This is a genomic window from Clostridium sp., assembly GCF_051654825.1.
Classification (GTDB): Bacteria; Bacillota; Clostridia; order Clostridiales; family Clostridiaceae; genus Clostridium.
In genome coordinates this window covers 1-14,038 of the sequence record NZ_JBOFYU010000166.1, presented here as the reverse complement: position 1 = coordinate 14,038, position 14,038 = coordinate 1, and the positions used below count along the sequence as shown (strand labels likewise).

Below are 14,038 nucleotides of genomic sequence, written 5' to 3'. Positions count from 1 at the left end.
ACTAAATATGGATAATATATATATCTAAACTTTTTTACGTTAGCTATCTTTAAAGAACAATAGTAATATTTAAGAGCTTCATCATAATCAGATACTCTTGCATATTCATTTCCTAACACGTAATAGTAATATCCATCTTTATCTTTCTCATCATAACTTAATAATATTTCTAGATTTCTCTTGCTCTTTTTGTTTGTATCTGAAACTTCTGGATCATATCCATAGTGTAATATTTGAATTGGGGTTTCTCCTACTGACTCTATCCCATTTGCATTTTGAATTGAAGTGATAATTTGCTCGTGCATCTTTCCTTGAAATCTATATTCAGGTTTATTCTTAAATACCCTAAGTACTATTGCATCACTTACTCTAGTGCCACCTATTATATTTACTAGCCTTAAATAGTAAGCTTCATGTAATTTATCCTCATTTATTAATGCTTTTAACCTTTTACCTTCAGCCTCTGGAAGTTCTTCATCACAATCTAAAAATAATATCCAATCTTTAGTTGCATTATCTATAGATTTATTTCTTGCATCACTAAAATCATTTTTCCAAGTATATTTTATAACCTTAACTCCTAAATCTTCGGCAATCTTCACTGTATTATCTGTAGAACCTGTATCTACAACTATTATTTCTTCAGCTACATTTTTTACAGAGTTTATACACTTAGCTATGTTTTTTTCTTCATTTTTGCTTATGATACATACACTTAAAGTCTTAGAAATATTAATCACCTCTTTCATAAATTTAAATCAAGGCTAACCTTAAATCTAATGATTCCCCCTGATTTTAGACCTTTAGTCTAATATTTAATTAGCAAAGATTAGATGCATCAGATAACCTTCTTTCAAATTAAGCAGAATGAACTGATTGGAGTGCATCATTAGCAGTATATTCAAGAGTTTGCTTTAATACTCCATTTATTATTAATTTATATCCAGTTAATCTTCTATTTTCATCTGAAATTCCCTTAACTGTCTTAATGACATGATAATTTATTATTTACATTATTTAATATGTATCTACCTTAAGACATAAAAGGCCATATAAAAGGCCATATAAAAGGTCATAAGAAAAAGGAATTCACCTAAATGAATCCCCTTTTCTTTATTATAATTTATAGTGTGTATTTAAGGTATTTAACAAAGTGTACATCCTATATTTCTTATAAAATGTTATTTTTGAGTTCTTACATTTATAGATACTGGCTTAGATTCTTCATTATTTGAGAATTTAGCAATTACCTTAAATCCATAAATTGTATTAGATTTTAACTCTGGTATTTCTATAGAAGTATTTCCTGCTTTAACTGTTCCATATACTTTACCATCTTTATAAACAATATATTCTACTAATCCTACAGTTGATGCTGGTGCATCCCATATTAATGAAACATTGTTTGTAGTAGCACTTGCTTTTAAGTTTTGAATCTTAGAAACTATTATTTCAGCTTCTTCACTTTCAATTGTAAATTTAGCTCCTGCTGGTATAGCTGAAGTATTTCCAGCTTCATCTATTGCAACAACCTTAACAGTATATTCATTTCCTACAGTTAGTTCATTAAGTGTAAATTCTGGTGTCTTAGTTTCACCTTGTAATTCACCATTTAAATAGACCTTATATCCTGAAACTCCCTTATTGTCAGTCGCTTCATTCCAAGTAACCTTTGCAGTAGTTTGGTTTAAAACTGAAACATTTAATCCTTCTACATTAGATGGAGCTTCTGTATCATCACCTTCTAAAGTTTGTACACCACAAACTCCAAACTCGGAAGATTTTCCTGCTTCATTTACTGCTTTTACAAGGAATCTATAAACAGTATTTTCAGTTAAATCTAATAATCTAAAGTTATTAGTAGTAGTTTCTCCTACCTTCACTGCATCTCCAGTAGTTACATTATAAACTTCATACTTAACAGCACCTTCAATAAGTGGCCAAGTAAGAACTGCAGTCTTGCTTTCTATTCCAATTGCATCTACATTAGCTCCTGATGGTATAAATGGTCCTTCAGCTTCTTGAGAAACTAAAGCTTCTGATGCACTCATAAGATTTGAAATTACACTCATAATTTCTTCTGAAGTAGCTTCATCATTATTCATAACTTTTACAGCTTCATCATAAGCAGCTTTAAAGTTAACCCAAGTTTCTCTTGTATAGTTTGCTTCTGCTTTTTTAGCTTCTTCTAAAATTAGAGCTTGTAATTGAGTTTTATCAACTAATTCACCTTCAATAGGTTTAATTACTTTAAAGTAATCTAAATTAACTTGTCTCTTTCCATCACGATCAACAGCTATCATTTTGATAGTATGGTTAGTATTTTCTAAGTCCTTAAACTCAGCAACTAATTGTTGGTCATCACCACTTCCACTTCCAGCTAAGGAGAAGTTTCCTTTTGATACACCATCTATTTCTATATCAAAGCTTGAGAAGTTTGCATGTTTTTGAGCATAAACTTCTATTCCAGTTCCTATGAAATCATAAGTTATAGTAGCTCCTGTAGTAGCTTCTGTTTTAGTTCCACCATGGTGTCTATCAGCTTCACCGGCCCAAGTTGACCAGCTTCCACCCCATGTTATTTCTGGATTTTTAGTTCCATTTAAGAATCCATCTTCAACGATTTTTTCTTCTATATTATTAGTTGGAATTGCAACCTTAATATCTACATAGCCTACAGCTGCTGCATTATCCTTAGCTGTAGCTGTTACTCTTACAATTCCATTACTAGCCTTAGTAGTTAATACTCCATTTTGATCTATAGTAGCAATATTTGTATCACTTACAGACCAAGTTACTTCCTTATTAGTTGCATTAGTTGGTAAAACTTCTGCCTTCATTTCTAAAGTAGTATTTGGAACTGCAACAGTAGTAATTCCTGATTTAGTTCCCACATTTACTGATTGTGGCTTAGCTACTGTTGTATCTAATACCTTAAATGCATCAAGCTCAACCTTAGTTTTTGAAGCACTTGGTGATTTAGTATTAGTAGCTCTTACAGTAATTGTGTGCTTACCATATTCTAAATCAGTTTTTGAGAATATAGTAGATTTTCTTACAACTGATGGGCTGTAAGTATCAACTTCTTCTATTACTTTACCATCTATTGAAATTTCAAGCTTACCTCTATCTGCAGCCTTACATGTAAGAACTTCAATACCAGTTCCTACAAATGTTAATGTAGCTGTTTCAGTACCAGTTGGGTTTTCTAAGAACTTAATTGTTCCTGCATGGTTAACTGCTTCGCTCCAGTTACCCCATCCACCAACATAAGTTACACGAGGATCTTGATCATCAATAAATCCAGCCATATTACGTAAGTCTTTAACTTGTACTGGTGTACTTAACTTAGTTTCTTTTCCATCAACTACTGCTGAAACCATATAATTAAATGTTCCTAATATATCTTTAGCATCTAAATCTCTAAATTCATTAGCTTCTATATTTTTAGCAACCTTTATAAGGTCTCCCTTATTTATTTGGCGGTAAACATTATAAGTTACATCTTTTCCAGCTACTTCATTCCAAGCTAAGTCTACATAAGTGCTTTCTAGTCTTTCTGCAGCTAAGCCTGTTGGAGCTTCTTCTTTAACTTCCTTTTTAGGAATTTGATTTATAATATAAGTTTCCCCTACCTTAGTTTCGAAAGAAATCTTATCTCCATCTATAACCTTATAATCAACGTTCTTTCCTTTTGAATCTTTTACATTAGCAAAACTTAAATTTTCATATTTAACAACGCATTCTCCACCATCTTTTGAAGTAACCGTTAATTCATCAGCACTTCCATTTGACCATTTAGCCCCTACTTCAAAGTTTCCACGAGCTAATAATCCTTGAACTTCTCCTTCTGGCCATGCATCTGGTAATGCAGGTAAGAAGTTAATATAACCAACGTTACTTTGCATTAACATTTCAGCTATACCTGAAGTTGCACCAAAGTTACCATCGATTTGGAAAGGTGGATGAGCACACCAAAGATTAGAGAATGTTCCTCCTCCTCCAGCTATTCCTGTTCCAACTTTCTTTAATTGGTTAGTTATTAATTCGTGAGCCTTGTTTCCTTCTCCAACTCTTGCCCATGTATTAATTCTTTGTCCCATTCCCCAACCAGTTGATTGGTCAGTTCTATTTCTTAACGAAACCTTAGCAGCTTCTAATAATTCTGGAGTTTCAACAGAAATTAAATCTCCTGGGAACACTCCTAATAAATGTGATAAATGTCTATGTCCATATCCTTCTGATGGGATACTTCCTAAAGTTGTTTCTTCATACCACTCTTTAATTTGTCCATCATCACCAATTTGTACTGGATCTAATTTAGATTGAGTATCCTTCCATTCTGCTATAAGTGCAGGATCTTCACCTAATATTTCTGCAGCCTTTATAGTATCATCATATAATTGCCATATAAGTGTTTGCTCATATGTGTTACCAACAGTTCTTGGTCCATGCTCTGGAGAATATGTTGGAGATGAAACCATTCTTTGTTGAACTTCGTCCCAAATTAACATATTTTCATATAAATTAACTTCTTCCTTCATCATTGGGTAAAGTTCAGTTTTCATATATTCTACATCACCAGTATATTCAAACATTTCCCAACAGTTTTGAAGTATCCATGGCACTGCAGCTGGAGACCATCCCCAGTCAAAGCTCCAACCTGGAGTTGTCCAACCAAATGGAGTGTTTTGAGTGTGAGCCATAAATCCATTAGCTTCAGTGTATTCACCTGTTACAGGGTCCTTAGCACTTTCAACACCAGCATAAATTCTTGCTGTTTCTCGTCCTGGCTCTCTTAATGAATTAATATAGTTTACTAGTGGAATACCAGTTTCAGCCATATTAGTTGAATAAGTTGGCCAGTAGTTCATTTGAAGATTTACATTCATATGGTAATCTGAACTCCATGGTGGATCATTCCTATTATTCCATAAACCTTGAAGGTTTGATGGTAACTGTGAATCTTCTCTTGATGAAGATATAGTTAAATATCTACCAAATTGGAATAGTAGCCCTTCTAAAGATAGCTTTTCAGCATCTGAAATAGTACTATTATTCTTTTTATTATACTCTGTTAAAAGTTCATCTGTTGGAACTGAAGAAGCTTCTTGTCCAATGTCTAAACTTACTCTATCAAAGATATTTTTATAATCACTTATATGATCTTCTCTTACCTTATCAAATCCCTTTTCTATAGCAGCATCAACTGTAGCTTCTACTCTATCATGAAGATTTTCTGCAGTTTCACCTGTTCTATAAACTGGATAATCATTTTTATAATCTGTTGCTGCTGAAATATAAATATACGCTTCTTCAGCATCCTTAATAGTTAACTTATCTCCATTAGTAATAACTTCTCCTTCTGGAACAACTACCTTTAATGATGAGTTAAATTTTAATTGGTTATCTGAAACTTCACCTTCTACTGTAATTGTATTTCCTTCCGCAACTGGAGTAGCTCCATGCTTTGAAGGGAAACGAACATCAAAGTCTAGGTCTTCTGAACCTTCCGCGGAAAGATAAATAACTAAAACGTTATCAGGATTACTAGCAAAGAATTCTCTATTATAGGTAGTATCTCCTTTAGTAAAGCTAACTCCTGCAGTAGAATCTGTTAAATCAAGATCTCTATAGTAGTTTTCAACTTGCTCGTTAGTTATGTCTTTAAAATCTATATAGACATCTCCCCAAGCTTGATAAGCACCATATCCATCACTTATACCAACTAATTCATTACATAATTGGCTTGCTCTTCTATTTCCTTCTTCTGTATGAAGTGCAAATAAATCTTGAATTTCCTTAAGGATTTCACTCATAGGTCGTCCATCACTACCATGAGTTTTATTTCCTCCATTATAGTTTGGACGCTTTGAACTTGGCCCCCCACTCCAAAGTGTCTTTTCATTAAAGGAAATATGTTCACTTGCTACATCACCGTAAACATTTCCTCCAAGATTACCATTACCTATTGGTAATGTGTATTCTTCCCATACTTGATTTGCGTTAAGTCCCTTACCAGCAATTGAAGCTGACTTAGTATACCATAACTTCAAATCGTTTTCAGATTGAGCTGTTAAGTCTCTTTGTAACCCTGTTGCTAATGCTGTTTGGCTAACTGACATAGCCATCATACCAGCTACAACTGAGGCAACTAATCTTTTTCCTCTCATCTAAATAACTCTCCTCCCTTATTTATTTTTGATTTTATAATTGAAATTATAATTAAAACTTCAATTACTCTGTAAAATATTGTTTAATTATCTATATTTATACATACTTTACATAAATATATTAACAATAATGGTAATTATAGTCAATTGAATAACTGCACAAATTGAAATTTTTTATCTAAATTTTACATAACAATAATTTATTTCACTAAGTTTTAAAAAGTATATATATTTGACATAACCATAATATTGTATTAGCCTTTCAATAACTAAATACTTCTTTTTATAATTTAAGTTTTATTCTAAGTTTTAAAATACTATTGATTTCTCTTCATATTAATTTAAGTAAATAAATACTATTAAAATAAACAATAAATTAATTGCTAATTAATAAGGAGAACATTAATATGGAAAATAAAAAAATCAAAAAGAATCCTACTAGTTTATCTAAAGGTAAATTATTAAGATCCAGAACTATAATTATATCTGGAGAAATAAATCAAGATTTAGCTGAGAAAGTTACTAGGCAACTTCTAGTTCTTCAAGAATCTGGTGATTATCCTATAAAGATTTTTATAAATAGTCAAGGTGGACACGTTGAAGCTGGAGACACAATTCACGATATGATTAAATTTATAAAACCAGATGTTATAATGATTGGAACTGGCTGGGTTGCAAGTGCTGGTATCACTATTTATCTTGCAGCAAAAAAAGAAAACAGATATTCTCTACCTAATACTAGATATATGATACACCAACCTTTAGGTGGCTTTAAAGGTCAAGCAACAGATATGGGAATAGAAGCTGAAGAAATGTTGAAAACTCGTAAGAGAATAAATACTATTATAAGTGATGCTACCGGTCAATCTATGAAAAAAATAGAACATGATACTGATAGAAATTATTGGTTAAGTTCTACCGATGCGGTTACTTATGGATTAGTTAATAAAATAATTACAAGCTATGACGAGCTTTTATAATTTAATTTTCCCTAATAAAATACAAATTATCCCTTAAATTCATTAATTTTTTTTGCTTTTATGTATTTTCTTGCAATAAAATGGTATAATTTACTCAAACAAATGTTAAATTATATGGGGAATGGGTAAAATGAGAAGAAAATTTAAATGGGTGTTAAAGATATTTATATTACTATTTATTTTTAGTAATATATCAGCTCAAGTCACGTATGCCTTGAATGATACACAAAATAGAAACTTTGGTCGAATTACTTATAATGATGGTCTATCCCAAGGAAGTGCTGGAGTTATATTTCAAGATAGTACAGGCTATATATGGATTGGGACAAATGATGGATTAAATAAATATAATGGTCATAATTTTGAGGTTTACAGAAACAAAGGCGACTACCAAAATAGTATTAGTGGAAATAAGATAACTGCTATTACAGAAGATAACGAAGGCAATATATGGGTAGGAACTACAGTTGGACTTAATAAAATAAATGTTCAAACTAATGAAATTTCAACTTATGTACCAAATAAAGATGGTTGTAAACTATCACATTATAGGGTTAGAAAAATACTTGTTACTGAAAAAGGTCAAATTTTAGTAGGTACTGATGATGGACTTAATCTTTATGATAAAAAATCTGATAATTTTATAAGACTTTTTAATTCAACTAATAAAAATATTTCTTTATCAAATCAAGAAATATATTCACTAGTTGAAGATCCATTTGGAACCATATGGGTTGGTACTCGTGTGGGAATTAATAGAATTGATTTAAATACTAATACTATAGAAAGACATTTTTCTAAAAGAGATGATATAGGCGTTAATCATATTAGAAGCCTTTTAGTAGATGTTAATAAAAATCTTTGGATAGGAACTCATTATGGTGGACTATTTAGAGCTAACCTTGTTACTGGTGAGGTTAAACATTTTCCGCCTATAGATAATAAACTAATGGATCCTGATGATACATTGCTTCAAGGTGGTTTAATAAATGATCTTTATGAAGATAGTCGTGGAGATATATGGATTGGAACAGATGAAGGTTTTTCAAGATTTAATTCTAAGGATGAAACCTTCACTACATACAGAACAAGCAAATATGATTCTACTAGTATATTAAGTAATAATATATTATCTATATGTGAAGACATAACTGGATCTATATGGATTGGAACTCCTAATGGAGTAAGCTTATTTAATCCAGAAAATCATTTTAATTATTATAAATCAGATCCATTTAATAGTAATACATTAAGTGATAATAGTATTACTGGAATTTATGAAGATAATGAAGGACTACTCTGGGTTGGAACTACCTATAATGGTTTAAATATAATAAATAGAAAAAATAATACTGTAACTAGATTTGATCATACTAGCGATTATGAAGGTGATTTTGAAATAGCCAATAACCTTGTTAGAGAAATTAAAGGTATCGATAATGAAATTTGGATTGCTACTGAAAATGGAGTAGATAGAATTATAAAAGATACTAATACACATATCCAATATAGAAGTGTACCTGGACTACCTGTTAATGATGTTAGAACATTACTCTTTGATAGCAAAGGAATCCTTTGGCTAGGAACTAGAGATGGTTTAGCTTCATTTGATAGAAAAACAGATAGCTTTACTGATTATTCAAGCCTCTTTAAAAGTAAAGGCGTTAAAAACCTAACATTTAATGATATCCATGAAGATGATGAAGGAATTCTTTGGATGTATAGTGGTATAGAAAATGGCTTAATTTCATTTAATCCAAAAACTAATGACTTGCAAATGTTTAATAGTATTAATTCTGCAAGTGAAAAGACTCAGCAGCATAATATAATAATTTCTATTGATTCTGATGATAAAGGAAATATATGGCTTGCTACTGATTATGGATTAATTAAATATAATAAAGAAAGTGATGAACATATACGATACACTGAAGAAAATGGCTTAAGTAATAACTTTATTTATAGCTTGCAATTTCAAGATGAAAATATTATTTGGCTAAGTACTAATTATGGATTATCTAGATTTGATATAAATGAAGAAACATTTACTAATTTTAATAGTACAGATGGTATTCAAGGAAATGAGTTTAATCAGTTTTCTTCATTTAAAAGCAAAAGCGGAGAATTATTTTTTGGTGGTACTTGTGGTTTAACAACATTTATGCCAGATACAATAAAAACCACCAGTCATAATACAAGTGTAAAAATAGAATCAATTTCAAGTAATTTAGGTAATTTAACAATTGAAGATACTATAACCTTAAGCCATAGGAATAATCAAATTAATTTCAAATTCTTTATTCCTGATTTTAAGGATAATAGAAATATTAAATATGCATATAAACTTGTTGGCTTTGATAAAGAATGGAATCTTTTAGAACAAAGAAATAATGCAAACTATACAAATCTTGCTCCTGGTATATATACATTCCAAGTAGCTGGTAGAACCTCTAATGGTGTATGGAGTACCCCTACTAATATAGATATAATTATTCAAAGTCCACCTTGGAAAACACCTACTGCATATATTTTATATTTTTTAACAGCTCTAATAATAATTTATTTACTTTGGAGTAAATTTAACTTATTAGATAGCATGGTTAAGCAAAGAACTATGGAACTTGATAAAAATCTTAAGGATAATGAGATTTTATATAAGAAGTTACTTCAACATGAAAAATTTAAGAATAATTACTTTGTAAATCTTTCTCATGAATTAAGGACACCATTAAATATAATTACTTCAGCTCAAAAGCTTATTACTACATTAAATAATAATAATGAAGATCATATACCTAAGGAAAGAATTAATCATTATATGAAAATAATTCAAGGTAACTGTTCAAGACTTGTTAATTTAATAGATAATATAATCAATACTTCAAAAATAGAATCAGGTAACTATACATTAAATATAGCTAATCATGATATAGTTTACTTAGTTGAAGAAGTATCTCTTTCCATGAAGGATTTTATAGAAGATAATAAAATAAATCTAATAATAGATCCATTTATTGAAGAAAAAATAATTGAATGTGATAATTTAGAAATAGAAAGAGTTATAATAAACTTAATCTCAAATGCTGTGAAATTTACACCAAATAATGGAACAATACGTGTATCTATTTGGGATTTTGATACCTATGTAAAAATCTCTGTTAAAGATACTGGTATTGGAATAGATGACAAATTCCATGAATCTATATTTAATAGGTTTTCACAAGCATACTCCTACTCCTCTGAAGAACATGGTGGAAGTGGATTAGGATTAACCTTAAGTAAGCAATTAATAGAGCTTCATAAGGGTAAAATTTGGGTTGAAAGTACAAAAGGTATAGGCAGCGAATTCATAATAACTCTACCAGTCAAACAATTTAAATAATAGTGAACTTATTAAAAAAGGCTACTGCTTCTGCAATAGCTTTTTTCTATACTTTACATATAAAAAAAGTAATTCTTCTAAATAAATTGTCTTTTAAATTATTTCACGAAAAAATTTAAGTGTTTCGCTAATAAATTACTTAAATTTCTGTTTTTTATTGTATATTTATCTTGTACTTAAGGTAGCTAAGGAGTTAATTTAATCCGTTAAAATACGTCTACTCCCATAAACTCTTTTTAAATTTATTCCTTTGGTCTACCTAAGTATAAAACTTCTTTAATTTTTATGTCATTATTATATGAATAGTTTTGTTTTATTTGAAAGGTATTTTACCTTAACTTCCTAAAAATTTCGTCATTTATAAAAACCAATTTATATCTTTTTATAAATTGGTTTTTTCTTTTTAGCAACATAATATCACTTGTATATTAATTCGTATATATATCTTTTTTTTGGATTTTTATTCTAAAATAGGGTTGAAAAATGTATTTAAAATAATATTGATAAATAATTATACATATATTAGAATTTATACTATAATAATATTTACAATTTGCTAAAGATTATATTTATCAAAGAAAACTAATCCTTATAGGAGAATTTATAAATATGGACGCTAATTTTTTAAAAGTTTTTATTTTACTTTTTATAAATGTTTTATTTACAATGCATTTTATTTTTTCCTTTTGTAATAAAATTACAGTGGTAAAACCTGTGAATAAAATCTTAAAATACCTTTTTTATTTTATTTCTTTTATAATTCTTCTTTTACTTAGAAATACTAAAATTCCAATATTGCTTCAAACATTAGGAACTATTGGCATTACTTTTTTATACTTACTTGTATTTAGAAAAGGTTCTGTAGGAATGAAGGTATTTTCCTCATTTTCAATAAACAATATTATTGTGTCAATTTCTCTTTTTGTTTTTGTTTTAGTAAATTCATTAAATACAGTAATTTTTAATGAGATACCTATTTATAAAAGATGGCTTTTAATACTAATTTTAGATACTATATCTAAGTCTTTAATGTTAAAAAAATTTTATAAATTTAATATTAATTATCTAACTATTCCTAGTAAAATATTATGTAACTTAACTATTTTATGTTGTACAAGCATCCTTATGGGTGTATTTAACTTTAAAATTTATATGAGTATAACCCATAACATTATGGTTCTTATAGATTACACTATTATTTACTTAGCTCTTAACATAATTACATTTACTATTTACTTTACATATTTAAAAGAATATACAGAAAAAGTTTCTATAATAAATAAGCTTAATGCAACTATAGCCTTAAACACTTATAATGAAGAATCTAAAAAGACTAAAATTGATATTGATATTTTAAAAAAGGATTATAATAACCATATTCAAACTATTTATTCATTATATAAAGAAGATAAGCTTGAAGAAGCTAATAATTATATTAATGCTCTTAACTTTAAAATTCTTGAAATATCTAATAACTTTTACACTAAAAATGAAACTATAGATGCTATTTTGTTTAATAAGGTTGCTCTATGCAATAACCATAATATTAAAATAAATATAAAGTCATGTATTATAGAAAATATTTCTATAAGCGATTATGATCTTTGTACTTTACTTGGTAATTTATTAGATAATTCAATAGAAGCTAATTTATATGTTGAAAAAAGTTATAGAGAAATAACTTTAAAACTAAGTATAATCAAAAACTGTTTAGTAATTAATTTATCTAATTCAACTAAGGAAAATCATAAAATGAGAAATAATAAGTTTATCTCCATAAAAAAAGAAGAAGGACATGGAATAGGGCTAAATCAAATCCAATCTATTGTGCATAAATATAATGGAGATATTATTATGGAAGCAACAAATGAAAAGTTTAATACTAACATAATCTTATTAGATGCTATTGAACCTATAATTTATTAACTAAAATTACAATCAATATTAATTTTCTATATTCTAGGTGCTTAATCAGAAAACGTATTTAAATATAGTTAAAGGAGCTTACAAAAATACGCAAGCTCCTAATTTTTTTTATTATATTAGCACACAGCTACATTGCCAATGAATGAAAATGCTTTTGCTACAGTTTAATGATAAAATTATATATATTAATAAAATAATGTATATATTATAGATATATTTTTTATTTCATACTCATTAACTTCGATAGCTATTGAATTTATATAAATTTTTATATCTCTTATAACTTCTGTTAAAAAAAGTAAATCACATTTATTAATATTTATCAACTCACTTATTATATTATTACTGCATTCTAGTTCTAATCTTAAAATAATTTTATTATTTACAATATAAATATACCTATCTACATCCTTTGAGTAAGATTCTATATTGCTATCACTATAAAATGAAACTCTATGTATTTGATTTAAATATTTTATATTCTTATTTAAATTAACTACTTTATATACTCTACTTTCTAAAATAAAATCTATTTCCTTATCTAAACTTTCTTCGTTAAAAAAAACTAAATATTCATCATATTCCTCTACTCTCATAATACTGTACCTTCTTAACTCACGATATTACTTTCATAAAATTTATCTAAAATATATTCTATTTCTTCTATAGGTAAATTCTCTTTATCTAAAATATCTTTAATCTTTATATCTTTATTATAATATTGAGGATAATTTTCTAACATCTCATAATTTATATTTGTTGCTTCACAAATAATTTTTTTTCTTAATTTTAGTGCTTCTATTAAAACTATATCTAACTCATTACCATCATCAATATTAATTACTGCTTGGCATGTATTTATTAAATGTATTAAATCACTGTAACTCTCAATATTAAAAAAATAAATTTTTTCTTCTAATGATAATAAATCAATTTCTTTTAATACTTCTGAATCTATGTTTCTTACCTGAACTCCTAGCAATGGTATAATTATTACATATTCATCATCTTTATTAATTAGATCAAATATCTTTTTTATTATACGCTTATCATCCATTTTGGAGCTTACAATAAAATATTTATCATATATATATAACTTTTTATATATATATATTCTACTTAAATTTGAATCATATCTAACTCCATTATTCTTAAGTGGATAGTATATAATATCTATTTCTTTTTCACTTATATTAAAATTATTAATCAAATATACCCTATGTTGATGAGATGGCACAATTATTTTTAATTTATATATAAAGTCTCTATTTATAATATCAACCTTTTTCTTAAAATTATTAAATATAATATATTCATAATGATTAATCTTAGTATTTTTATTTTTTTCATTATTAATTATTAATTCTTTTACTCTTTCTTCATAATACAAATTAAACATAAACTCACCTACTATCTTATTATTTCTAATAATAAAACTAATGAATATAAAATTTCATTTTCTTCATAAACAAACTCTCCATCAACTGGTACAACATTGAAATTTACTCTTTCTGAATATGCTTTTTTGTCCAAACTAAATAATTGCTTTTTTTTAAAATAACATATATTTTCTGATT

The 14,038-nt window shown here is 27.8% G+C and carries 7 protein-coding genes; 3 read left to right on the top strand and 4 right to left on the bottom strand.

Annotated elements, in window-relative coordinates; all coding sequences use genetic code 11:
• Both ACRDBA_RS09900 and ACRDBA_RS09895 read right to left on the bottom strand, forming a co-directional pair.
• A partial coding sequence (locus ACRDBA_RS09900) for a glycosyltransferase (protein WP_438572760.1) occupies positions 1 to 749 on the bottom strand: 749 nt, incomplete at its 3' end.
• A 432-nt stretch (positions 750 to 1,181) separates the two neighbouring features.
• A complete protein-coding gene (locus tag ACRDBA_RS09895; protein WP_438572759.1) occupies positions 1,182 to 6,173 on the bottom strand; it encodes a glycosyl hydrolase family 95 catalytic domain-containing protein in 4,992 nt (1,663 codons plus the stop codon).
• A 407-nt stretch (positions 6,174 to 6,580) separates the two neighbouring features.
• Between ACRDBA_RS09895 and ACRDBA_RS09890 the strand changes: the two genes are divergently transcribed.
• The 3 genes from ACRDBA_RS09890 (at position 6,581) to ACRDBA_RS09880 (ending at position 12,461) form a co-directional block, all read left to right on the top strand.
• Positions 6,581 to 7,153, top strand: coding sequence for an ATP-dependent Clp protease proteolytic subunit (locus ACRDBA_RS09890; RefSeq protein WP_438572758.1), 573 nt, complete (start codon positions 6,581 to 6,583; stop codon positions 7,151 to 7,153).
• Between the two features lie 130 nt (positions 7,154 to 7,283).
• Entirely contained in the window at positions 7,284 to 10,535 is a 3,252-nt protein-coding gene (locus tag ACRDBA_RS09885; protein ID WP_438572757.1) for a ligand-binding sensor domain-containing protein, read from the top strand.
• Between the two features lie 867 nt (positions 10,536 to 11,402).
• On the top strand, positions 11,403 to 12,461 hold the full coding sequence (locus tag ACRDBA_RS09880; protein ID WP_438572756.1) for a sensor histidine kinase: 1,059 nt from the start codon (positions 11,403 to 11,405) through the stop codon (positions 12,459 to 12,461).
• Between the two features lie 185 nt (positions 12,462 to 12,646).
• Here the strand turns inward: ACRDBA_RS09880 and ACRDBA_RS09875 are convergent, their stop codons facing one another.
• Together ACRDBA_RS09875 and ACRDBA_RS09870 are read right to left on the bottom strand one after the other, a co-directional pair.
• The gene (locus ACRDBA_RS09875; protein ID WP_438572755.1) at positions 12,647 to 13,057 is read right to left on the bottom strand and encodes a hypothetical protein; all 411 of its coding nucleotides are present in this window, start codon (positions 13,055 to 13,057) and stop codon (positions 12,647 to 12,649) included.
• Between the two features lie 14 nt (positions 13,058 to 13,071).
• Positions 13,072 to 13,860, bottom strand: coding sequence for a hypothetical protein (locus ACRDBA_RS09870; RefSeq protein ID WP_438572754.1), 789 nt, complete (start codon positions 13,858 to 13,860; stop codon positions 13,072 to 13,074).
• Positions 13,861 to 14,038: the final 178 nt, after the last annotated feature.

What these genes read in the sequence shown, in the direction of transcription:
- ACRDBA_RS09895 (WP_438572759.1), bottom strand. Translation starts at nt 6,173, where the DNA reads ATGAGAGGAAAAAGATTAGTTGCCTCAGTTGTAGCTGGTATGATGGCT.
- ACRDBA_RS09870 (WP_438572754.1), bottom strand. Translation starts at nt 13,860, where the DNA reads ATGTTTAATTTGTATTATGAAGAAAGAGTAAAAGAATTAATAATTAAT.
- ACRDBA_RS09890 (WP_438572758.1), top strand. Translation starts at nt 6,581, where the DNA reads ATGGAAAATAAAAAAATCAAAAAGAATCCTACTAGTTTATCTAAAGGT.
- ACRDBA_RS09880 (WP_438572756.1), top strand. Translation starts at nt 11,403, where the DNA reads ATGAAGGTATTTTCCTCATTTTCAATAAACAATATTATTGTGTCAATT.
- ACRDBA_RS09875 (WP_438572755.1), bottom strand. Translation starts at nt 13,057, where the DNA reads ATGAGAGTAGAGGAATATGATGAATATTTAGTTTTTTTTAACGAAGAA.
- ACRDBA_RS09885 (WP_438572757.1), top strand. Translation starts at nt 7,284, where the DNA reads ATGAGAAGAAAATTTAAATGGGTGTTAAAGATATTTATATTACTATTT.